The following is a 22,069-nucleotide window of genomic DNA, read 5'->3' on the forward strand; positions in this document are numbered from 1 at the left end:
TGGCCGTTAAGAGTCATGCGGTTAGCAAGCCTCTATTTCGGAACATAGTTCGGTTTTTTTCCAGTAGAAAAAGTTACAAGCACTCCTGCCTCAACTCGTACCACGACTGGCAAGGCTCGTCGCAAATCGTCCAGTGTCGGTGGTCCGCGAAAACAATAGCTCGGTATTTTAATGGTCACCTCACCCGCTGGGACATCACCCTGAATGACGCGAGCTGGTGCGAAGACAATTGCTGCTGGCACCGTAAAATGCGGATCTGGTTCTCCGGGCAGGCTCGGTAGCGGTGGATACGCTGGAACATTCTTATACCGAATTTCGGTGATCATGCCTTCGGCTATCCATTCAGTGGCCTCTTTGCAAGCCGAAGAATTTTCATCGTCGCATGGGGCAGGTGGACACGGTCGGGAAGCGCTTGCCACCAAGGGAAGCATCAAGCCGCATATCGCAATTAGGAAATTCTTTTGAACCGATAATTTCACGTTGTGCTCCATATACCTCATTCGATGGTCCGCTGATGGCCGTTTGTGCGCGCTCACAGCCATGCCATCGTCAGCCCCCTGGCACTGGGACCAAAACATTCATACGCGCTGCATTGATGAGACACCCTTTCGAAGCACCACTTAACGTGGTGGCTGCCATCACCAAATGTAGTTGGCGTCCAGAAACTAGCAGGCCTCATTGAGCACGACCCGCTACACGTTCGGCACAGCCTCTACATTAGCTCTACCATGATTAACGCAAGGATTCCCCGCAATAAAAAAGCCAGCTAACTTAGCTGGCTTTTTTGTCATAGCACGGCCACCGAGCCAAGTGCTCCGAAGATATTCTCTTCAGGCTTCGCCACTCGAATTTCCAATGCATTGCCCTTAATCGATTCACCGTTGACAGTCGCGATTACACTCAGTTTGCTAGGACCATCTATCTGTACAGGAGCAAACATAAACGTGAAATTCGAGGCAAGCCATTTGTCGGCATCGCAGTCGTCGAGAGTTTTCTGAAGATTAGGAATGTCTCCCTGCGGAACTATGCTTTCGCCTAAAACGTTCCCGTTTAACTCACACCGTACGCTCAGTGACTCGACTTTGGTACGCGGCGGCACGTTAATCATGACGCTGGCGCACAGCTTTGGCAAAATGACCGGGAGCTGCTGCGAAACGAGCTCCCCATGATAAATACCCATTAATGACTGTTTCCCGCCGACTTCTAATCGAACGTCATCACAATAAGTCACAAAAAGGATAATTTCTTTCATGCTGCGTCTCGGTTAGTAATTGCTGCATAGACCTGTTCGGCGGTCAGGCCCAAAACATCCCCAATTTTCTTCGCAGTGTCAAAACTCGGGCGGCGCAAGCCGGACTCGATTGCGCTGATATTCGGCTGCTTCAAACCAACCTTTTCGGCCAAATCTTTCTGAGACAACCCCTGGGCAAGTCGAGCCTGCTTCAAGGACGAAAAAACTGACGTGTAAGTTTCGGCCACCCATTGGCGAGCTGCCGCCAGATCCGCACCGACACCAAACTCCGCTTCCAACGAAGCGACAAAGCTATCAAGATCATTACCCTGCTCTTGCTCGGCGGATCGAGTGTTTGTGGAAATTACGACGCGAGATTCAATGGGTGGTGTTACGCTTTGTGGAACGTTGGTAAACACGATATTGGGGCAAACCAAGCTCGTGGTAGCTACGAAGAATACGTTGGCAGAGTTCATGATTGGGATCGTAATTAAAATCGCGCGGAAGAATGCCTAACACCCTAAATGTGAAGCAAGGCTGGTCGTAACCATAAAGTACTCGATATGGAATTTGTGCACGGCGCTGTACGTCGACATCCAGCCTAAAAAGAGCAATACGCCAGACATTCAGTCCGGCATCGTAAAGCTCGATAAACTTATCAACATTGAACTGATCGTTTGCAAACTTTTGCGTAAGCAATTCGCCAAGAAGCGGTTGCGAATTAGCAATCTCCTGCAAGAGCGCAACGATTCGGAGAGCATAGGCCTTGGCGTCACCACCCTGAGCAATCATGCTTTGGATGTCTCTTTTAGCCTCTGCTTCGATCGTTAACTTATACATTATACCTCATTCGGTATGTGGTCAAGCAAGTGCCGTGCGCCAAGAGTTGTAGGGAAAGATGAAACTCAGCAATTATAACTCTCGACGATGACGCAATTCTCACCAATAATCACCAATCATGCCCGACCGAAATTGCGCTCCACTTGGGCGGCATCGCATGGCCACTTTGCCACCACATCAGGATAAGGTTTGCACACCGTGTATTATGGCGCCGACGCAACAGACTTGTCGTGACGCCTAGCGCCCCAAAACTGGGTAGCCAGCCGGGTAGCCAAACAGGATTTAGCCTCAAGACAAGCTCTCAACCAACTGAATTTAAACGGAATTACATATCACATGAAGCTTGCCACCTGGAATGTTAACTCATTGAATGTTCGCTTGCCGCACGTTACGAAATGGCTTGCAGAAAACCCCGTAGATGTGCTCTGCATCCAGGAAACCAAGCTTACTGACGACAAGTTCCCGGCCAAGGAAATCGAGGAAATGGGTTACCAGGTCGTGTTCAACGGCCAGAAAACCTACAACGGCGTGGCTATCCTGTCGCGCCACCCGATGGAAGACGTGGTCAAGAACAACCCGAAGTATCCGGACGAGCAGCAGCGCATCCTGGCCGCCACCATCAACGGCATCCGCGTGGTCAATGCCTATGTGCCGAATGGCCAGGCGCTGGACTCGGACAAGTACACCTATAAACTGGGCTGGCTGGCCGCTTTCCGCGACTGGCTGGACGAAGAACTGGCGGGCAATAGCCAGCTCGCAGTGCTGGGCGACTATAACATCGTGCCGCATGTGCGCGACACGCACGACCCTGCGATGGAAGGCGATATCTTCTGCTCCGAGAAAGAGCGCGCAGCACTGCAAGCGCTGTTCGACCTGGGCCTGCACGATTCCTTCCGCCTGTTCGAACAGGCGGAGAAGAGCTTCTCGTGGTGGGATTACCGCATGCTGGGCTTCCAGAAGAACAAGGGCCTGCGCATCGACCACGTCCTGCTGTCGGCGCCATTGAAGGAGCGCTGCGTTTCCTGCGTGATCGACCGCGCACCGCGCAAATGGCAGCAGCCTTCCGACCACGCCCCGGTCATTGCAACGCTGGGCGCTTAAGCCGCGGCTTTATCCATCATGAGCTGGGCACGCACGCCCAGCACAGGTTTCGAGAACAGGTAGCCCTGGGCATAAGTACAGCCTTGCTCACGCAGCAGCTGGAACTGCCCTTCCGTCTCAACACCTTCCGCCACCACCGATAGCTGCAGGCTGTCCGACAGCGCGACGATCGCGGCCACGATGGCGCGGTCTTCCGCGCTTTCTTCCAGGTCCTTGATGAAAGCGCGGTCGATCTTGATCTTGCGCACCGGGAAGCGCTTCAAATACGCCAGCGAGGAATAGCCGGTACCAAAATCGTCGATCGACAGGCGGATGCCCATCGCATTGATCTGCCCCAGGATTTCCAACGTCTGTTCGCCGTGCTGCATCAGCGCTGTTTCAGTGATCTCGAATTCAATCAGGGCCGGGTCGATGCCCGTTTCTTCCAGCGTGCGGCGGATCGAGTCGACCAGGCCGCGGTGCATGAACTGGCGCGCCGACAGGTTGATCGCCATCGGCACCGGGACAATGCCCTGGCGCTGCCATTCCATGCTTTGTTCGCAGGCGCGGCGCAGCACCCACTCGCCGATCGGCACGATCAGGCCATTGTCTTCGATCAGCGGGATGAACTGGTCCGGCATCACCAGGCCGCCGGCCGGACGGCGCCAGCGCAGCAGTACTTCCAGCGTCGCCAGGCGGCGCGTGGCGATGTCCATGATCGGCTGGTAGTGCAATTCGAATTGGCCAAGCTGCAGTGCGGAACGCAGCGCGCTCTCCATTTCGAAATGCATGGCCGCCGCCATATTCATCTCTTCGTTGAAGTACTGGTAATTGTTTCTGCCTGCAGCCTTGGCATGGTACATCGCCGCGTCGGCGTTGCGCATCAGGGTGGCGACGTCATTGCCGTCGTCCGGATAGGTACAGATGCCGATCGATGGCGTGATGTGCAGCAGGCGCCCTTCCAGCGGGAATGGTTCGGCCAGCGTATCGATGATCTTCTGCGCGACGTGGCTCGATTCTTCCGTGGTGTGTATGCCAGGCAGCAGCACCACGAATTCATCGCCGCCCAGGCGCGCTACCGTATCGCTGGCGCGCACGGCGCCAACCAGGCGGCCCGCGACTTCCTTCAGCAAGGCGTCGCCGGTCATGTGGCCCAGCGAATCGTTGATCGTCTTGAAGCGGTCAAGATCGATGAACATGACGGCAAGACGGCGTTCCGAGCGCTGCGCGGCCAGCATGGCGCGGTCCAGGCGGTCGGCCAGCAGCGCACGGTTCGGCAGCCCGGTCAGGCTGTCGTGGTAAGCCATGTGGTGCACGCGGGCTTCCGCCTGGCGGCGCTCGACAATCTCCGCCTGCAACTGGGCATTGGCGCCCGCCAGTTCGGCCGTGCGTTCCAGCACGCGTACTTCGAGTTCGTCGCGCGCGCGGCGCACGGCTTCAGCGGCTTCACGGCGCGAGGTCACGTCGTCGATCAGCCATACCGAGCGTCCCTTGGGGTCGGCCATGTCGAAAGGACGGCCGGACAGGCGCGCCCAGAAGCTGCTGCCGTCTTTGCGCACCAGCTGGTATTCGTAGGAGCTGGCGTGGCCGGCCAGGAATTCTTTTTCGGTCGCCTTGCGCGCGCCATCCCATGCGGCCAGGTCGGGGTAGAAAGTTTGCACGCTGACGCCGGCCATTTCGCCCGGCCCGTAGCCAAACAGTTCTTCCATCTTGGCGTTGCAGCGCAGGTTGCGGCCTTTCTCGCAAACGGATATCCCCATCACCGCGCTGTCCAGGATCGCCTGGTTTTCCAGCAGCGCATTGCGCAGCGATTCCTCGTCCTGCTTTTGCGCGGTGCGGTCCTCGATGATCCAGATCGTGCCCTGGGTCGGGTCGTCCGGATTCACAACGTAGCCGATCAACTGCGCCCAGAAATCGCTGCCGTCCTTGCGGCGCATCAGCGTCTCGGAATGGAATGGCTTGCCGACGCTGAGTAGCGGGCCGGCCATGGCGCCGACACGCGCATAGGTTTCGTCGTCGGGATAGATGGCGCGGCCGGGCATGCCCAGGCCTTCGTCGCCGTCGTAGCGGAACATTTCGGCAAAACCGCGGTTATAGCGCGTGACGACGCGGTTCTTCGTGAACAGGATGGAGATCGAGGCATTGGTCATGATGGCCTCGACTTCCATCTGCACTTCCCGCGACACCGTAACGTCTTCCAGGATCCAGATGGTGCCGCCATCGTTGTGGACCTGGTCTACCGCTTCCGCGCGCACGCGGCACCAGATCTTCACGCCATCCTTGCGCACCAGCTGGCACTCGCGCATTTCGAACAACTCGCCGGCGCCAAGCAATGGCGAGGCGAGGCGCCCGAATTCGGCATACTCCTCTGCCGTCTCGAATAATTCCGCCGCGCGACGGCCGCGCAATTCTGATTCTTCGTAGCCGAACATTTCAGCCATGCGCGGATTAACGGTCAGGATCTGCTGGTTCTTGGTGAACAGGATGCCGACCGAGGCGTTATCCAGGATCGCTTTCTGCTCCAGCAGCAAGCGGCCCATGGCTTCAGTGGCGATGCGCTGTTCGTTGATGTCTTCCAGGATGAAGACCGTACCTTCGCGCGCATCGGTCGGGTCCAGCGCGCGCCCGTTGGTGCGGCACCAGAATAGCGTTCCATCGCGCCGGCGCAACTGCAGTTCCAGCGTCAGCGGCGTGCCCTGCGCAAGGATCGGGAAGTACTCATTGCGGATGCGCAGCGCTTCGTCCGGCGTTGGATACAGGATGTCGCTCGGCGCACCTTCCAGCTCATGCCGTGCATATCCGAACATTTCAGCGGCGCGCATATTGCATTCAACGACATAGCCATTCTTGGCGAGGATGATGCCGACTGCCGCATTTTCCAGGATGGCTTGCTGCTCCAGCATGGCCTTGCGCAGTGCGCGTTGGTCGCGTTGTGCGCTGCTGATGTCATTGAAGATAATCGTGGCGCCGCCATCGAGACCGCCTGGCAGTGCTTTAACCGTCAGTTGCACGGCGACGTAATTGCCGCTGGCATTCGTCAGCACGCTGTCCCATTTGGGCGCGGTGCGCGGAGCCATATTCGGCAAGGCTGCCGATACCACCAGGGCTGCGTTCAGCTGCGCGCTGGCTTCAGCGCGGACATGGCGCGCGAATAATTCCACCAGGTTGCGGCCGCGCGGGTCGGACTGCAGCAAAGCGTCGAATTCTGTATTGGAGGCGAATACCACGCCGTCGGCATCGCACGCGCAAGCGGGCATGCCGATCAACTGCAGGGCATTGACTACAACTTCAACATTGCTTGACACAGAATTCATGAACGCCTGGGCTTTCGGGTATCCAGTCGATCATAGCGTACAAAACTGGCTACTCAAAGAAAAGCCCCGGGGCTGCTGGCATCGTTACAACAAACACATGAATTTTTACCGCAGTGCAGCAGTTCCAGTAAAACGATTACCCCTTCTGCAACGTTGCCAACCTTTGCAAAATCAACTCTTTGAAATCGTCTTCCGGCCCTAAGCGCAAGCATTGCTCCAGGTCTGCGATGGCGGCTTTGCCGTTTCCCATGGCAGCGTAAACGGATGCTCGATTGAAATAAGTAAACGGGTAGTTCGGGCTCAGCTGAAGCGCCCGTCCAAAATACGTAAGCGATCTTTCGAAGCTACCGTTCTCCATGCAAATGGTGCCCGCAGTACTAAAGGCTGACGCGTCCGAGTAGCCGAGGGAAAATGCGCGTTCCAGATCCCGCATCGCCGGCTCAAACTGTTTCGACATGGCCAATACGGTTCCCCGATCAGCGTAAGCGAGAGAAAATTCCGGATCGACTTTCAGTACATCACCATACAAATCCAGCGCATCGTCGACATGTCCGCGCGCGGCGTAGCTGCGGGCACGCATACAGATCGGCCCCAGGTCCAGTTTTTCTTTGTTCATCAACGCTCCTGCTGAATGTATTCGACCAACGGCTGCAATCGGATCGCGCTGCATTTTTTGAACGCAATGGGTCCTGTCGCGTGCATTCTGTTGAGTAGACTGCATCAACCCGTGCACGCAGGTGCTGGGGTTGACAGATTCCAAGAACATGAAGCATCACGGCATCATGGAGCGCCATCTGTTCCTCCAGAAATCCCTTCACCCAGCCTCCCGCAGGCTTTGCAAATAGCGGATCAATGACGCAAGCTGTACCAAGCTCACCTGAGGGCGCTGCGGGTCTTCGCGAATATGCTCACGAAGTGATAGGGGGACTTCATCATTAAGCCAAAGTTGCGGAAATTCATAAACAATGAATCGCTGACCATTATGAACTTCAAGGAGGAAATGGCCGTTCCAAGCGCATTCATAAAGCGTCCCCCTGATTGAACGCAGGAACACTAATGCAATATCACCAACTTTGATGGGAACGTTTCCCCAAGTACTGGGTGCGTGAACGAATCTGATTTCATTTCCCGGCATATCGCGGCTCGCGCCATGGGACGCCGAGAACACTTCGATTACTTGCGCCAGCCGATGCTGCGGCTCCGGAGCAGCAGTCACCTCCAGCAGCACAGCATCGCAGCGCAGGCCTTGCTCCGACAAAAATACTTTGGACTCGTTCATTGCGGTTTCCATGGTTTGCCAAGTTTTTCCAGTTCCACCATATAGTCCTTCATCACACCGGATTTCTCCGGAATTGGAACTCCAAACCGACTTGGGTAAGTCGCGCAATTGTATGCGCCCTCATTCTTGCCAGGGAAGCTGTATAGCACACCATTCATCGGCACGTCCACGCCACGCGCATTATGCTCCGCCAGGATTTGCTCATATTGAGCACGGCTCACTGGTATGCGCTGTTCATAGACCACCTGTGGCTGGCCACCACGGCCTATGCCAGGGATATCCGCTACCGATTCAAAGACGAAAGTATCATCGGTAATCTTTCCAGGATAAGCTTTACCATCGCGCAGCGACTGCACAGCATCGAATATCGTTCCTTCCTCAACATGGGGACCGAAGCCATAAATTGTTTTGCCATTATCTAGCGAATAACCGACGTGGCCTGTTACACGATAAGGGTGTGGTGGATTCGGTCCAAGCAGGTCTTTCGGCGTGCCAGCGCCACGAAAACCGTAAATGCTGATGCTGGGGCGCGGTGCGGTCCATATTTTCGCACCTTTAACGCCAAACCAGCCGCCGAGGAAGCTGCCGCCCAGCATGGACCACTTCTGCCCATCCGATCCTTCGCCGAAAATTTTCCCACCCAGCCAGTTTCCTCCCAGGCCTCCGGCGAAGCCGCCGATCAGGCCTCCTGCCGCCAGCAAAGGGCCGCCCAGCACGATGGCCGATCCGATACCCACCACCAGCAGCGTGACGTGCACCCAGCCCGGCACCAGGTCTTCCGGTGCAATTTCATCGGTCTGCACGGTTTCGCCGCCGATGTTCACATTCTTCGAGCCTTCGGTAATGGTGGCGCTGCAGGTGGTCTTGTCATCCACCCGCGCGGCGGGCATGCTGTTGATGAAGACCTTGCCGCTGCCGGTGGCGATCGGCTTGGAGCCTGAGTGCTTCTCGCATTCCGTCATGTCGACGTGGGCGCGTGCGGCGGCGATGGCGTTGATAAAGACCGTCGGCGAGCAGGCGCCGACAATCTTGCCCACCACTTCCTTCGGCGCCCAGCTCATGGTGCTCATCACTTCGCCCAATCCCGCCCCGGCTGCAGCGGCGCCGCCGACGATGGCGACGGCAGCCAGGCCGCCCGTGCCGACAATCGCCACGGCGGCGACAGCAATGGCGGCAGCTGCCAGCAGGCCGGCCAGCAGCCAGCTCATGGTGGGGCTATGCCCGATTGGGTCGTTCAGCCTTGCAGCGAATGCCATTGCTTAGCCCAGATCCAACAGGGTGCGCACTGCCGCCAGGTCCGTGAGAGGGACGCCTTCGTGCGGCTCCAGTGCGCTGGCCAAGTGCAGGCGTGCAGCCAGCGGCGGGGGCTCGTTGCCGCGCACCGCTTCCAGCACGTAGCTGCCGGGCTGGCCGTACAGCCATTCCGCATTAGGCGAAGTGAAGCGCGGCTGCAACGGCTGGCCCAGGGCGTCGAAGAACTCCCAGGTGCTGCGCTCGACCTCCCGGGGGTCGGTCCGGCGGCATGCCGTTTCGCGGTCGGGGAAGGCGTGCAGCAGGCGGCGGCGTTCAGACAAAGCAAATACAAACGGCAGTTCCGGACGCTGCGGATTGGGCAGCTGCGCATGCGCGTCCAGCGGGCGACGCAGCTTGACACTCGCCAGGATATTGTCGAAGGCTTCCAGCCATTCTTCGCTGAAGCCATTCGGACAGGTGCCTGCCAGCAGCATGGCCTGTTTGCTGCCGGGCATGCCGCCCTGCACCAGCACGACAACCTGGCGCTGGTGCATGAAGATGCCGTTATTGCGCCAACTGTAGGTCAGCTCGATGGCGGGCGAGCCGTCCAGCCGCCGTTCCTGCATGCCGCGCAGCAGGAACTTGGGCAAGGCGCGCGACATTTCCTTGATCAGGCGATCGCCGAATTCGGCCAGGTCTTCTTCGCCCTGTGTGTCCGCGTAGGAAACGACGAAACTGAAATCGTTCGGGCCGTCGTCCTTCAGCACGAACATGTGCATGGTGCGGTCGCGCAGTTGCTCCGGCAAAGAGAATGTGGCGTGGTGTGCCTCGTAGTGCGTGGTTTCCATGGTCATTTATTCAGGTCAATGCGGTCGCTTCCGATCACGTCCACGTGGACGCCCTTGATGGTGATGGTGCCGTCCTGACGCAACTCGATCTTGCTGGCGCCTACTTCCAGCGTGATGTGGGTGTTGGCCTTGAGGTAGATGTGCTCCGTGTTCGACGTGGCTTCGAGGGCCTTTTGCGCCGTCATGACGATATGCTCGGTTTCCGCAGTCAGCGCAATATGCTTCTTGGCCGTGATGGCGGCATGTTCGGTTTCCGCCGTGGCGGCGAAATGCTTGTTCGCGGTCAGGCCGATATGCCCTGTCTGCGATGTCATTTCGATCTGCTGCTTGACGGTGCTGGCATGGAAGCCGTTGGTGACGGTGTTGGTCTGGCTGGGGCCATTCACCGTGGTAGCGTGCTCGTTCTGCACGGTCGTCACCATGTCCTTCTGTGCGTGAATGTTGATAAGCTCCTTGCCCTTGGCGTCGTGGATCACCATCTCGCTGAAACCGCCGCCGCCCGGCGTGGAGCGGCTCTTGAACCCCATCATGTGGGCGCCTTCCGGCAGCGCGTAAGGCGCCGGCTGGTCGGCGTTGAACAGGCGCCCGGTACAGACGGGGCGGTCGGGATCGCCTTCCAGGTAGTCGATCAGCACTTCCTGGCCGATGCGGGGAATGGAAACCGTGCCCCAGCCCTTGCCTGCCCACGGCTGCGAGACGCGGATCCAGCAGGATGCCGACTCGTCGCGCCGGCCGTAACGGTCCCAATGGAACTGCACCTTGATGCGTCCAAACTGGTCGGTGTGGATTTCCTGACCTTTGGGGCCGACCACCGTCGCGGTCTGGGGGCCCGGCATGCGCGGCTGCTGGTGGGCGCGCAGCGGACGATATGGGATCTTGCGGCGTATCGCGGTAAAGCTGTTGCGGTACACGTCTTCCTGGTCGCTGGCGAAGAAGTTGTTTCGGCAATCTAGCTGCACGCCGATGACCAGAAAGTCGTTGTCCTTCTCGTCCGTGACGTCGAACCAGTGGTGTCCAAGCAGTTTGAAGGTATGGCCCGGCAACAGTCCGCGGCAATCGGATTCGCCGGCGAATAGCTTGGCCTGCCATTCCATCGCCTCCATGCGTAGCTGTGCTTCGCGCTCGCCGCTGTCGCGGTCCTTGTACGAGAACGCAGGATTGCCGTCGTAGATTTCCAGCGTGGGTACATCTCCCTGGCGTGCGGCTGTGGGCAGTTCAACGTACTGCACAGTGTTGGGCGACTTGAAATCGAAGGTGTTCAGGGCGACCTTGGTTGGCTGCAGGACGCGGCGTGCAGTGAAGGCCGTCACGACATCGCGGTTGCGCCAGCGGTTTCCACCGTTGAATTCAACTTCCGCATGCGCCTTTTGCGGCGGGCAGAATGCACTGTCGCGCGAATCGTCGCTGATCACCATTGTGTGGCCCGCTTCGCTGTGTTCGAAGTAGTAGAACAGGCCGTATTTTTCCATCAGCCGGCTGGCAAAGTGTTCGTCGCTCTCGCCGTACTGGACGATGTAATTCTCGGGCAGATAGGTTTTCCCGGTCCTGAATTCGTAGGCGGCCAGCGTTCCGTAGCCGTCGGTGAAGACCTGCCGCAGCACGTCAAGCACGCTGGCATCCTGGAAGATGCGCGAGTTGGTGCGATGCTGCAGGAAGGCCAGCCAGGGGACGATTTCGGCATGGTAGAAGGCAAAGCCGCCGTCGGAATGGGTAAATCCGAAGACGTTGACGTAGCCGTTGATGTATTGCTCGCTGCCGTCGGCCAACCGCACGCCGACGCTGACGTTCTTGCCCAGCAGGTCCTGCAGGTCGATATCGGCACTCTTCGACAGCAGGCGAAGCGTGAAATTGTATGGCGCCGAAAGTGAGGAACCGCCGGTCACGGATTCGGCCAGCAAGGCTTTCTCGCCTTCCAGCGGCGAATAGAAACGCAGCAGGCGGCTGCCTTCGTGGAAGGCGCTAAAGGGCGAGCTGCCCGATGCCTGCTGCATTTCAGCTTGGCGAGGCTCGATCACGGCGGGGGCGAATTCCGGCGCGGGCGACATGAAGTCGCTGATGGCCATGCCGGCCAGCGGGTGTTCCTCGATGTGCAGGGCTTGCACGGCTGCGCCCTGAACAGCTTCGCCGGCTGCGGCGCTGAGCGCTGCGGCCGGTGCTGGCGGGGGCGCTGCGGGCGATGCCAACGCTGGGGATGCGGTAGCGCCTGTTGGCGCGCTGGAATGCGCTGCCGACATCATGGCGTCGGCAGCGGCCGATGCGCCGCGCTGCGCGAGCGGGGCGGTATGCGGCGGCAGCTCTTTGGCGAGCGCTCCTGCGGCCAGGTCGCTTGCGGCGGGTAATGCGGTGTCGGCCAATTTGCCGACAAGGGGCGATACGCCCAGCGACTCGCCTGCCAGCGGCGCGGCGAGCGCGGTCCTGCCATCCAACGGTCCAAACGACATTCGGGCAACTCCTATCGAATCACAAGTAAACTTATCAAATAAGCAAACTCGCGGACGATAGCAAATTGCGCCGAATATCAACGCACGGTTGAAACTACTCCTGCGGCACGCGCACCCAGCCTTCCATCAGCACGCGTGCGCTGCGGCTCATGATGGCCTTCTTCACAGTCCACTCGCCGTTTTCCTGCGTCGCCTGTGCGCCAACGCGCAGCGTGCCCGAAGGGTGGCCGAAGCGCACCGCTTCACGCTCACCGCCGCCTGCCGCCAGGTTGACCAGGGTGCCGGGAATGGCGGCTGCCGTGCCGATTGCCACGGCAGCCGTACCCATCATCGCGTGGTGCAGCTTGCCCATGGAGAGCGCGCGCACCAGCAGGTCGATATCGGCAGCCTGCACCTGCTTGCCGCTGGATGCGTTGTAGCCGGCCGGCTGCGCGACGAAGGCGACTTTCGGCGTGTGCTGGCGGGAGGCCGCTTCCGACAGGTCCTTGATCAGGCCCATACGCAGCGCGCCATGGGCACGGATGGTCTCGAACTTCGCCAGCGCGGCGGCATCGCCGTTGATCGCTTCCTGCAGCTCGGTACCGTCGTAGCCGATGGCGTCGGCATTGATGAAGATGGTCGGGATGCCGGCGTTGATCATGGTCGCCTTCAGCGTGCCGACACCTGGAACCTCCAGGTCGTCGACCAGGTTCCCGGTCGGGAACATCGAGCCGCCGGCGCCCTCTTCTTCCGCCGCCGGGTCCATGAATTCCAGCTGCACCTCGGCGGCCGGGAAGGTTACGCCATCCAGCTCGAAGCCGCCGGTTTCCTGCACTTCGCCGTTCGTCATCGGGATGTGGGCGATGATGGTCTTGCCGATATTGGCTTGCCAGATACGCACCACGGCCATGCCGTCGCGCGGCACACGGGCCGGCGCAACCAGGCCGCCGCTGATGGCGAAGGCGCCAACGGCTGCCGACAGGTTGCCGCAGTTGCCGCTCCAGTCAACGAAAGCCTTGTCGATGCTGACCTGGCCGAACAGGTAGTCCACGTCGTGATCGGCGCGGGTGGAGGCGGACAGGATCACCGTCTTGCTGGTGCTCGAAGTCGCACCGCCCATGCCGTCAATCTGCTTGCCGTATGGGTCGGGGCTGCCGATCACGCGCAGCAGCAAGGCGTCGCGCGCCTTGCCTGGCACTTGCGCGGCTTCCGGCAGGTCCTGCAGCCGGAAGAACACGCCCTTGCTGGTGCCGCCGCGCATATACGTGGCCGGTACCTTGATTTGCGGTCTATACGTCATTCAGGCCGCCTTTGCAGATTCGAGGAAGTCCTGCGCAAAGCGCTGCAGCACGCCACCTGCCTCGTAGATCGACACGTCTTCCGACGAATCGAGGCGGCAGGTCACCGGCACTTCAACGCGTTCGCCGTTTTTACGGTTGATCACCAGGGTCAGGGTTGCACGCGGTGCACGCTCACCGATCACGTCGAAGGTCTCGGTGCCGTCGATGCCCAGGGTCAGGCGGTTCACGCCCGGCTTGAACTCCAGCGGCAGCACGCCCATGCCGACCAGGTTGGTGCGGTGGATACGCTCGAAGCCTTCGGCCACAATCGCTTCCACGCCGGCCAGGCGCACGCCCTTCGCTGCCCAGTCGCGCGAGGAGCCCTGGCCGTAGTCGGCGCCGGCGATCACGATCAGCGGCTGCTTGCGGTCCATATAGGTTTCAATGGCTTCCCACATGCGGGTCACTTTGCCTTCCGGCTCAACGCGGGCCAGCGAGCCGGCCTTGATGCTGCCGTCGGCGCTGCGCACCATTTCGTTCTTCAGAGTTGGGTTGGCAAAGGTGGCGCGTTGCGCGGTCAGGTGGTCGCCGCGGTGGGTTGCGTAAGAGTTGAAGTCCTCTTCAGGCAGGCCCATTTTGTGCAGGTATTCGCCTGCAGCGGAATCCATCATGATCGCGTTCGATGGCGACAGGTGGTCGGTGGTGATGTTATCGCCCAGCACGGCCAGTGCACGCATGCCGCTCAGGGTACGCTCGCCGGCCAGTGCGCCTTCCCAGTACGGCGGACGGCGGATATAGGTCGATTGCGGACGCCAGTCGTACAGCGGATCGGCGCTTTCGGCGTTCTCTTCGCTGCGCGCGAACATCGGAATGTAGACCTTGCGGAAGTGATCCGGTTTGACGGAGGAAGCGACGATGGCGTCGATCTCTTCGTCGGTCGGCCAAAGGTCCTTCAGGGTGATTGCCTTGCCCGATGCATCGTGGCCCAGCACATCCTTTTCGATATCGAAACGGATGGTGCCGGCGATGGCGTAGGCCACCACCAGCGGCGGCGAAGCCAGGAAAGCCTGCTTGGCGTACGGGTGGATACGGCCGTCGAAGTTGCGGTTGCCCGACAGCACAGCGGTTGCGTACAGGTCGCGCTCCACGACTTCCTTCTGGATCACCGGATCCAGCGCGCCGGACATGCCATTGCAGGAGGTGCAGGCGTAAGCCACAACGCCGAAGCCCAGCTTTTCCAGTTCAGGCATCAGGCCTGCTTCTTCCAGGTACAGCGTCACGGCTTTGGAGCCTGGCGCCAGCGAGGACTTGACCCAAGGCTTGCGCAGCAGGCCGGCCTTGTTCGCATTGCGGGCCAGCAGGCCGGCAGCGATCATATTGCGCGGATTGTTGGTGTTGGTGCAGCTGGTGATGGCGGCAATGATCACGGCGCCGTCAGGCATCTTGCCCGGCTCGTTTTCCACCACGCCGGAAATGCCGCGTGCTGCCAGCTCGGAGGTAGGAACGCGCTTGTGCGGATTCGATGGGCCGGCGATATTGCGCACCACGCTCGACAGGTCGAACTTCAGCACGCGCTCGTATTCCACCTTGGCCAGGTCGTCCGACCACAGGCCGGTGTGCTTGGCGTAGGTTTCCACCAATTCCACCAGGTCGTCATCGCGGCCGGTCAGCTTCAGGTACTTGATGGTTTGCGCATCGATGGAGAACATCGCCGCGGTGGCGCCGAATTCCGGCGCCATATTGGAGATGGTGGCGCGGTCGCCCAGGGTCAGCGCGGTCGAGCCTTCGCCGTAGAACTCCAGGTAGGCCGAGACGACTTTTTCCTTGCGCAGGAATTCGGTCAGCGCCAGCACGGTGTCGGTGGCGGTAATGCCAGGCTGCGGCTTGCCGGTCAGTTCAACGCCGATGATGTCCGGCAGGCGCATCCAGGAAGCGCGGCCCAGCATGACGGTTTCCGCTTCCAGGCCGCCCACGCCGATGGCGATCACGCCCAGCGCGTCCACCATCGGGGTGTGGGAGTCGGTGCCGACCAGGGTGTCCGGGTAGGCCACGCCGTCGCTCACCTGGATGACCGGCGACATGCGCTCCAGGTTGATCTGGTGCAGGATGCCGTTACCCGGCGGGATCACGTCGACGTTCTGGAAAGCCTTCTTGGTCCAGTTGATGAAGTCGAAGCGGTCTTCGTTACGGCGGTCTTCAATGGCGCGGTTCTTGTTGAACGCGTCCGGGTCGAAACCGCCGCATTCCACGGCCAGCGAATGGTCGACCACCAGCTGGGTCGGCACCACAGGATTGACCAGGGCTGGATCGCCGCCCTGCTCCGCGATCGCGTCGCGCAGGCCGGCCAGGTCGACCAGGGCGGTCTGGCCCAGGATGTCGTGGCAGACCACGCGCGCCGGGAACCATGGGAAGTCCAGGTCGCGCTTGCGCTCGATCAGCTGCGACAGCGAGGCGGTCAGCGTCGCCGGGTCGCAGCGGCGCACCAGGTTTTCCGCCAGTACGCGCGAGGTGTACGGCAGCGTGGCGTAGGCGCCCGGCTTGATTGCATCGACGGCTTCGCGCGCGTCGAAGTAATCGAGCTTGGTGCCCGGGAGTTGTTTGCGGTATTGGCTGTTCATGATTACTTGCGGTCCTTCAATGGTACGAAGCCCAGGTCTTCAGGGCCGACGTAGTTGGCGCTTGGACGAATGATCTTGTTGTCGATACGCTGTTCGATCACGTGGGCAGCCCAGCCCGAGGTACGGGAGATCACGAACAACGGGGTGAACATGGCGGTTGGCACGCCCATCATGTGGTACGAAACGGCGGAGAACCAGTCCAGGTTCGGGAACATCTTCTTGATTTCCCACATCACGGATTCCAGGCGCTCGGCGATGTCGAACATCTTGGTCGAACCGGCTTCCTGCGACAGGGTACGCGCCACTTCCTTGATTACCACGTTACGCGGGTCGGAGATGGTGTACACAGGGTGGCCGAAGCCGATCACCACTTCCTTGTTGGCGACGCGGTTGCGGATGTCCGCTTCCGCTTCATCGGCGTTTTCGTAGCGCTGCTGGATGTCCAGCGCCACTTCGTTGGCGCCGCCGTGCTTAGGGCCGCGCAGTGCGCCAATCGCGCCGGTAATGGCGGAGTGGATATCGGAACCAGTGCCGGAAATGACGCGGCTGGTGAAGGTGGAAGCGTTGAACTCGTGTTCCGCATACAAGATCAGGGAGGTGTGCATCGCACGAACCCACGATTCGGAAGGCTTTTCGCCGTGCAGCAGGTGCAGGAAGTGGCCGCCGATGGTTTCGTCGTCGGTTTCCACGTCGATGCGCTTGCCGTTGGTGCTGAAGTGGTACCAGTACAGCAGCATGGAGCCGAACGATGCCATCAGGCGGTCGGCGATGTCGCGCGCGCCAGCGATATTGTGGTCGTCCTTCTCAGGCAGGCAGCAGCCCAGCACGGACACGCCGGTGCGCATCACGTCCATCGGGTGGGCGGAGGCTGGCAGCGCTTCCAGGGCGGACTTCACGCCTTGCGGCAGGCCGCGCAGGGACTTCAGCTTTTTCTTGTAGCCTTTCAGTTCGGCCACATTCGGCAGCTTGCCGTGCACCAGCAGGTAGGCGATTTCTTCGAATTCGCAGGTGGTGGCGACGTCCAGGATGTCGTAGCCGCGGTAATGCAGGTCATTGCCGGTCTTGCCGACGGAGCACAGGGCGGTATTGCCGGCTGCAACGCCGGACAGGGCGACGGATTTCTTTGGTTTGAAGGCTGGAGCTGCTTCGGTCATGTTGGTCTCTCCTCGAATCGATTGATTTATTTTTTAGCGGCTGCGAACAGTGCATCGAGCTTCTGTTCGAAATCGTGATAATTGATGCGCTCGTACAGTTCGGCGCGGGTCTGCATGGTGTCGATCACGGCTTGCTGGGTGCCGTCGCGGCGGATCGCGGTGTAGACATTCTCGGCAGCCTTGTTCATGGCGCGGAAGGCGGACAGCGGGTACAGCACCAGGCCCACGTCGGCGGACTTCAGTTCTTCCACGGTGAACAGCGGGGTCGAGCCGAATTCGGTGATGTTGGCAAGCACCGGCACTTTCACGGCAGCGGCGAACTGTTTGTACATGTCCAGGGAGATCATCGCCTCAGGGAAGATCATGTCGGCGCCGGCTTCCACGCAAGCGACTGCACGGTCGATCGCGGCGTCCAGGCCTTCCACGGCCAGTGCATCGGTACGGGCCATGATCACGAAGTTTTCATCGGTACGCGCGTCAACTGCGGCCTTGATACGGTCGATCATTTCGCCCTTGGACACGATTTCCTTGCCCGGACGGTGGCCGCAACGCTTGGCGCCCACCTGGTCTTCGATATGCATGGCGGCGGCGCCGAATTTGATCATCGACTTGACGGTGCGCGCCACGTTGAAGGCGGAGGAGCCGAAGCCGGTATCCACGTCCACCAGCAGCGGCAGGTCGCACACATCGGTGATGCGGCGCACGTCGGTCAGCACGTCGTCCAGGCCGGAGATGCCCAGGTCCGGCAGGCCCAGGGAGCCGGCAGCCACACCGCCACCCGACAGGTAGATCGCCTTGAAACCGGCGCGCTTGGCCAGCAAGGCGTGGTTGGCGTTGATCGCGCCTACAACCTGCAACGGGGACTCTTCTTGCACGGCCTTGCGGAAGGCGGCGCCTGCGGAATATTGGCTCATGGTGTCCTTAAAAGTAATTGAGAAGTCTGCCGTGCATAGTGCAAGTGGCGTGCCAGCCGGCCCACTCCTGAAAAATCAAGCACTTGCAACATTCTGCCCAGAGTGCTATGTTTCAAGTTGAAACATTGAAATGCAACATTGAAACATGCGACATTCCACGCCCCTACCCTTCGACCCCGCCGACAAACCGGTCATCTGGACGGTTTCCGTTTCGCGCCTGTCGGAACTGTTCCGCGACATCACGCTGGAGTACGATGCCCTGGCCGACATCGAGCCGATCAATCTTGGCTTTGACGAAGCGGCGCGCCATATCCGCGAGCGACTGGCGACGGAACGTTGCGATGCCGTGATTGCGGCCGGATCGAATGCAGCTTATTTAAAGGGCCGCTTGTCGGTACCGGTGGTGATCGCCAAGGCCAGCGGCTTCGATTTCATGCAGGCGCTGGCCCGCGCGCGCAAGGTGTCCGACCGCATCGGCGTGATCACCTACCAGGACGATATACCGGCGCTGGCCGAATTCGCCAACACCTTCGGCGTGCCGATCGAGCAGCGCACTTACGCTACGGAAGAGGATGCGCGCGCCCAGATCAATGACCTCAAGGCTTCGGGCATCAAGGCCATCGTCGGCGCCGGCCTGATTACCGACCTCGCTGAAGAAGCCGGCCTGACCGGCGTGTTCGTCTATTCCGCCGCCTCGATTCGCCAGGCCTTTGACGATGCACTGGAACTGGCGCGCCTGGCGCAGCTGGAGACCAACCGCAGCAGGCGCCACGTGGTGGCCGACACCCTGCGCGCCAAGCACGGACTGGCCGACCTGCGCGGCGAGTCCGACGCCATGGAACGCGTACGCCAGGCTGTCGTGCTGTATGCAAAATCCCCCGCCACGGTACTGATTCAAGGCGAAACGGGCTGCGGCAAGGAGCTGGTGGCGCAAGCCATCCACCGAGAATCCCCGCGCACCATGGGCGGCGCCAACCGGCCCTTCGTGGCTGTGAACTGCGGCGCCATCGCCGAATCCCTGCTGGAATCCGAACTGTTCGGCCATGAAGAAGGCGCCTTCACCGGCGCCAGGCGCGGCGGCCACGCGGGCCTGTTCGAAGCGGCCAACCGCGGCACCCTGTTCCTCGACGAAATCGGCGAAATGCCGCTTACGCTGCAAACGCGCTTGCTGCGCGTGCTGGAAGAACGCGAAGTTGTGCGAGTCGGCGGCACACGGCCGATTCCGATCAATGTACGCATCATCAGCGCCACCCACTGCGACCTGGAGGCGCGCGTGCGTGAAGGCCGCTTCCGCGCTGACCTTTTCTACCGCCTGGCTGTGTTGCGCATGTCGCTGCCGCCCTTGCGTGAACGTCCAGCCGATATCCTGCCGCTGGCCGAATGGTCGCTGCGCACCGCGCTTGCCAGCCTTAGTGCGCGCGCCCACCCCAACCTGCCGGCCGAACTGGCCGCCTGCGCGCCCCTGCTGCTGCGATACGACTGGCCAGGAAATGTACGCGAACTGCGCAACCTGACCGAACGCCTCGCGCTCTTCCTCGCCGCCGAACCGCTGCAAGCCCTGACGCCAAGCTTCGTCGCCAGCGTCGCACCTGAGCTGAGCTCCGCATCGTCGGTCATGCCACTGCTGGCGGCTCCGGCATCGGCGCTGACCGCAACTGCGGCACCCCGTGCCAGCAACGCCGAAAGCGCCACCGAAGTACTTGCCCGCTTCGGCGGCCGCCGCGATGCCGCCGCCGATTACCTCGGCATCAGCCGCACCACCCTGTGGCGCCGCCTGCGCGAAGAATCCGCCAGCTAACCATCCATCACTTGTTTCGACCATTCGTCACCCAAGCTTCAACCGGAGACACTGGATACGGTATGCTCCAGCCCCATGAAAAGGACCCAATATTTTTGGCTGCTCCAACTGCTTGGCTGGAGTGGCGTGGCGCTATTCACCGTCTTCGTCGACCGGCTCGAAGTGAGATTCATGCCGCTTTCGGCATGGTGCGGCGTGAGCGGTATTGCGCTGACCACCTTGTGGCGCCAGGTGTGCAAGCTGCGCCTGAAGTGCGGCAAGCAGCTGGCTTGGCCGGCCGCCATCATCGCTTCCGTCGTCCTGGGCCTGATCCAGTCGGCCAGCAATACGCTGGTCGACATGGCGGTATCCGGCGCGAGCTGGCGTCCCGGCAACCTGGCCTGGATCCTCTCGCTGCTGACGTTCTGGATCGGCACCATGCTGGCCTGGAATGCCTGCTATATGGCGGCGCTCTCGATCAGGCGCAATCAGAGGCTGGAGGCAGAGGCCCTGTTGCTCGAAGCCGAAACCTTGCGCCTGGAACTGCTGGCCAAGGAAGCCGAATTGCGCGCACTGCAATCGCAGGTTAATCCGCATTTCTTCTTCAATAGCCTGAACAGCGTTCGCGCCCTGATGTACGAAGACATTGACAATGCTGCCAATATGGTCGACCGCCTGGCAACGCTGATGCGCTATACGCTGTTGTCCACCTTTAACGGTTGCGTGCCGCTGCAGCAGGAGCTCGATGCCGTTCGCGCCTATCTGGCCATTGAAAAGATCCGCTTCGAGGAGCGCCTGCGCATGCATTTCGAGATCGAGCCTGGGGTGGCGCAAGTGACCTTGCCGCCGATGACTTTGCAGACACTGGTCGAAAACGCCGTCAAGTATGGCGTTGAACGCCGCACGGAAGGCAGCGAGATCCGCATAGCCGCGCGCCTGCAAAGCGGCTGCGCCGTGATCGAAGTCGCCAACCAGGGCAAGCTGCTCGCCAACTCCACTTCCACGCGTATAGGGGTCAGCAACGCGCGCAAGCGCCTGTCGCTTGCCAAGGGCGAGCAGGCCAGCCTGGACCTCAGCGAACGCGATGGCTGGGTGTGCGCCACGCTCACCTTCCCCGCCGCTCATCACGCAGTTTGACCGTTCATCACGTTTTCGATTTTGCGCTGGCGACGACGCCGATAAAGTTTGCTTCACAAGGAGGAAACACCAAATGAAAACCAAATTTGCTCAAGTTGCCGTCTCCCTGCTGCTGGCCGCAGCGTCCATCCCAGCTGTCGCAGCAACGGCTTTCAAGGCTGAAGTAAAAGGTAGCGGCGAGCCGGTCATCCTGATCCCTGGTCTGGCCTCGTCCGGCGAAGTGTGGAAAGACACCGCCGCCCATATGTGCGTTAAACACCAGTGCCATATCCTCACCCTGGCAGGTTTCGCCGGCGTGCCCGCCCTCTCCGGCGAAAACCTGCTGCCGGCCGCCGAAAAGCAGCTGGCCGAATACATCACCGCCAACAAGCTGGTCAAACCAACTGTGATCGGCCATAGCTTGGGAGGCTTCCTCGGCATGAAACTCGCCAGCGATTATCCAGAAAAAGTCGGCCGCCTGGTCATCATTGACAGCTTCCCTGCGATGGGCGCCACCCGCAACCCGACCATCACCAAGGACCAGTTGCAAGCTGTTGCCACCCAAATGCGCGATGGCATGCGCGGCCAAGACGACGCCACCTTCGGCGCCATGCAGCTGCGTAGCGCGGCCACCCTGGTCACCGCACCGGAAAATGCAAAGCGCATTGCCGACTGGGGCAAGCAGTCCGACCGCGCCACTATCACGGACGCAATGTACGACATCATGTCCACCGACCTGCGCGAAGACATCGGACGCATCAAGGCTCCGACGCTGGTACTCGGCACCTGGATCTCCTACAAGGCCTACGCTCCCAAGGAAGCCATCGAAGGACTGTTCAAAGCCCAATACGCCAAACTGCCGGGTGTGAAAGTGGAGCTGGCCGACACCGCCCGTCACTTCATCATGTACGACGAGCCGGAATGGATGTATGCTCGCATCGACCAATTTATCCAATAATTCGCAA

17 protein-coding genes are annotated in these 22,069 nt (G+C 60.4%); 4 read left to right on the forward strand and 13 right to left on the reverse strand.

Annotated elements, in window-relative coordinates; genetic code table 11:
- Positions 1-787: 787 nt before the first annotated feature.
- From AC1RTP_RS27450 to AC1RTP_RS27460, 3 genes are read right to left on the reverse strand one after another with little or no spacing between them, the layout of a single operon-like run.
- Positions 788-1,252, reverse strand: coding sequence for a DUF6941 family protein (locus tag AC1RTP_RS27450; protein ID WP_498611818.1), 465 nt, complete (start codon positions 1,250-1,252; stop codon positions 788-790).
- On the reverse strand, positions 1,249-1,650 hold the full coding sequence (locus AC1RTP_RS27455) for a helix-turn-helix transcriptional regulator (protein WP_498611819.1): 402 nt from the start codon (positions 1,648-1,650) through the stop codon (positions 1,249-1,251). The genes AC1RTP_RS27450 and AC1RTP_RS27455 overlap by 4 nt, the downstream gene beginning before the upstream one ends.
- Positions 1,610-2,071 carry a hypothetical protein gene (locus tag AC1RTP_RS27460; RefSeq protein ID WP_498611820.1) on the reverse strand — a complete coding sequence of 154 codons (462 nt, stop codon included), beginning with the start codon at positions 2,069-2,071 and terminating at the stop codon, positions 1,610-1,612. The genes AC1RTP_RS27455 and AC1RTP_RS27460 overlap by 41 nt, the downstream gene beginning before the upstream one ends.
- 336 nt (positions 2,072-2,407) lie before the next feature.
- On the opposite strand from AC1RTP_RS27460, the gene xth reads away from it, so the two are divergent.
- A complete protein-coding gene (gene xth, locus AC1RTP_RS27465) occupies positions 2,408-3,172 on the forward strand; it encodes an exodeoxyribonuclease III (protein WP_498611821.1) in 765 nt (254 codons plus the stop codon).
- On the opposite strand, the gene AC1RTP_RS27470 is transcribed toward xth, so the two are convergent.
- The 10 genes from AC1RTP_RS27470 to prpB all read right to left on the reverse strand — a co-directional run bounded on the left by AC1RTP_RS27470 (position 3,169) and on the right by prpB (position 18,211).
- Positions 3,169-6,465, reverse strand: coding sequence for a sensor domain-containing protein (locus AC1RTP_RS27470; RefSeq protein WP_498611822.1), 3,297 nt, complete (start codon positions 6,463-6,465; stop codon positions 3,169-3,171). The two genes, xth and AC1RTP_RS27470, sit on opposite strands and share 4 nt — an antisense overlap.
- A gap of 136 nt (positions 6,466-6,601) precedes the next feature.
- The gene (locus AC1RTP_RS27475) at positions 6,602-7,081 is read right to left on the reverse strand and encodes a tetratricopeptide repeat protein (protein WP_498611823.1); all 480 of its coding nucleotides are present in this window, start codon (positions 7,079-7,081) and stop codon (positions 6,602-6,604) included.
- A 198-nt stretch (positions 7,082-7,279) separates the two neighbouring features.
- Positions 7,280-7,744 carry a hypothetical protein gene (locus AC1RTP_RS27480; RefSeq protein ID WP_498611824.1) on the reverse strand — a complete coding sequence of 155 codons (465 nt, stop codon included), beginning with the start codon at positions 7,742-7,744 and terminating at the stop codon, positions 7,280-7,282.
- Positions 7,741-9,000 (reverse strand): PAAR domain-containing protein, encoded by a 1,260-nt coding sequence (locus AC1RTP_RS27485; protein WP_498611825.1) that lies wholly within the window; start codon positions 8,998-9,000, stop codon positions 7,741-7,743. Before AC1RTP_RS27485 ends, AC1RTP_RS27480 begins: the two co-directional genes overlap by 4 nt.
- A 3-nt stretch (positions 9,001-9,003) precedes the next feature.
- Positions 9,004-9,825 (reverse strand): DcrB-related protein, encoded by an 822-nt coding sequence (locus AC1RTP_RS27490; protein ID WP_498611826.1) that lies wholly within the window; start codon positions 9,823-9,825, stop codon positions 9,004-9,006.
- Positions 9,826-9,827: 2 nt separating this feature from the next.
- Positions 9,828-12,266, reverse strand: coding sequence for a type VI secretion system tip protein TssI/VgrG (gene tssI, locus AC1RTP_RS27495; protein ID WP_498611827.1), 2,439 nt, complete (start codon positions 12,264-12,266; stop codon positions 9,828-9,830).
- A 94-nt stretch (positions 12,267-12,360) separates the two neighbouring features.
- Positions 12,361-13,545 carry a 2-methylaconitate cis-trans isomerase PrpF gene (gene prpF, locus AC1RTP_RS27500; protein ID WP_498611828.1) on the reverse strand — a complete coding sequence of 395 codons (1,185 nt, stop codon included), beginning with the start codon at positions 13,543-13,545 and terminating at the stop codon, positions 12,361-12,363.
- Positions 13,546-16,143 carry a Fe/S-dependent 2-methylisocitrate dehydratase AcnD gene (acnD, locus tag AC1RTP_RS27505; protein ID WP_498611829.1) on the reverse strand — a complete coding sequence of 866 codons (2,598 nt, stop codon included), beginning with the start codon at positions 16,141-16,143 and terminating at the stop codon, positions 13,546-13,548.
- Between the two features lie 2 nt (positions 16,144-16,145).
- On the reverse strand, positions 16,146-17,297 hold the full coding sequence (prpC, locus tag AC1RTP_RS27510) for a bifunctional 2-methylcitrate synthase/citrate synthase (RefSeq protein ID WP_498611830.1): 1,152 nt from the start codon (positions 17,295-17,297) through the stop codon (positions 16,146-16,148).
- A gap of 26 nt (positions 17,298-17,323) precedes the next feature.
- Positions 17,324-18,211, reverse strand: a complete 888-nt coding sequence (prpB, locus tag AC1RTP_RS27515; RefSeq protein ID WP_498611831.1) for a methylisocitrate lyase — start codon at positions 18,209-18,211, stop codon at positions 17,324-17,326.
- A 145-nt stretch (positions 18,212-18,356) separates the two neighbouring features.
- On the opposite strand from prpB, the gene prpR reads away from it, so the two are divergent.
- The 3 genes from prpR (at position 18,357) to AC1RTP_RS27530 (ending at position 22,062) form a co-directional block, all read left to right on the forward strand.
- Positions 18,357-20,009, forward strand: a complete 1,653-nt coding sequence (prpR, locus tag AC1RTP_RS27520; protein WP_498611832.1) for a propionate catabolism operon regulatory protein PrpR — start codon at positions 18,357-18,359, stop codon at positions 20,007-20,009.
- 75 nt (positions 20,010-20,084) lie between these two features.
- Complete coding sequence (locus AC1RTP_RS27525; RefSeq protein WP_498611833.1) at positions 20,085-21,125, forward strand: sensor histidine kinase; 1,041 nt, start codon at positions 20,085-20,087, stop codon at positions 21,123-21,125.
- Between the two features lie 73 nt (positions 21,126-21,198).
- Positions 21,199-22,062: an alpha/beta fold hydrolase gene (locus AC1RTP_RS27530; RefSeq protein WP_498611834.1), complete on the forward strand. Its 864-nt coding sequence runs from the start codon at positions 21,199-21,201 to the stop codon at positions 22,060-22,062.
- Positions 22,063-22,069: the final 7 nt, after the last annotated feature.

The organism is Pseudoduganella sp. GW821-FHT11H04, assembly GCF_058807935.1.

What these genes read in the sequence shown, in the direction of transcription:
- AC1RTP_RS27450 (WP_498611818.1), bottom strand. Translation starts at nt 1,252, where the DNA reads ATGAAAGAAATTATCCTTTTTGTGACTTATTGTGATGACGTTCGATTA.
- AC1RTP_RS27460 (WP_498611820.1), bottom strand. Translation starts at nt 2,071, where the DNA reads ATGTATAAGTTAACGATCGAAGCAGAGGCTAAAAGAGACATCCAAAGC.
- xth (WP_498611821.1), top strand. Translation starts at nt 2,408, where the DNA reads ATGAAGCTTGCCACCTGGAATGTTAACTCATTGAATGTTCGCTTGCCG.
- AC1RTP_RS27470 (WP_498611822.1), bottom strand. Translation starts at nt 6,465, where the DNA reads ATGAATTCTGTGTCAAGCAATGTTGAAGTTGTAGTCAATGCCCTGCAG.
- AC1RTP_RS27475 (WP_498611823.1), bottom strand. Translation starts at nt 7,081, where the DNA reads ATGAACAAAGAAAAACTGGACCTGGGGCCGATCTGTATGCGTGCCCGC.
- AC1RTP_RS27480 (WP_498611824.1), bottom strand. Translation starts at nt 7,744, where the DNA reads ATGAACGAGTCCAAAGTATTTTTGTCGGAGCAAGGCCTGCGCTGCGAT.
- AC1RTP_RS27485 (WP_498611825.1), bottom strand. Translation starts at nt 9,000, where the DNA reads ATGGCATTCGCTGCAAGGCTGAACGACCCAATCGGGCATAGCCCCACC.
- AC1RTP_RS27490 (WP_498611826.1), bottom strand. Translation starts at nt 9,825, where the DNA reads ATGGAAACCACGCACTACGAGGCACACCACGCCACATTCTCTTTGCCG.
- tssI (WP_498611827.1), bottom strand. Translation starts at nt 12,266, where the DNA reads ATGTCGTTTGGACCGTTGGATGGCAGGACCGCGCTCGCCGCGCCGCTG.
- prpF (WP_498611828.1), bottom strand. Translation starts at nt 13,545, where the DNA reads ATGACGTATAGACCGCAAATCAAGGTACCGGCCACGTATATGCGCGGC.
- acnD (WP_498611829.1), bottom strand. Translation starts at nt 16,143, where the DNA reads ATGAACAGCCAATACCGCAAACAACTCCCGGGCACCAAGCTCGATTAC.
- prpC (WP_498611830.1), bottom strand. Translation starts at nt 17,297, where the DNA reads ATGACCGAAGCAGCTCCAGCCTTCAAACCAAAGAAATCCGTCGCCCTG.
- prpB (WP_498611831.1), bottom strand. Translation starts at nt 18,211, where the DNA reads ATGAGCCAATATTCCGCAGGCGCCGCCTTCCGCAAGGCCGTGCAAGAA.
- prpR (WP_498611832.1), top strand. Translation starts at nt 18,357, where the DNA reads ATGCGACATTCCACGCCCCTACCCTTCGACCCCGCCGACAAACCGGTC.
- AC1RTP_RS27525 (WP_498611833.1), top strand. Translation starts at nt 20,085, where the DNA reads ATGAAAAGGACCCAATATTTTTGGCTGCTCCAACTGCTTGGCTGGAGT.
- AC1RTP_RS27530 (WP_498611834.1), top strand. Translation starts at nt 21,199, where the DNA reads ATGAAAACCAAATTTGCTCAAGTTGCCGTCTCCCTGCTGCTGGCCGCA.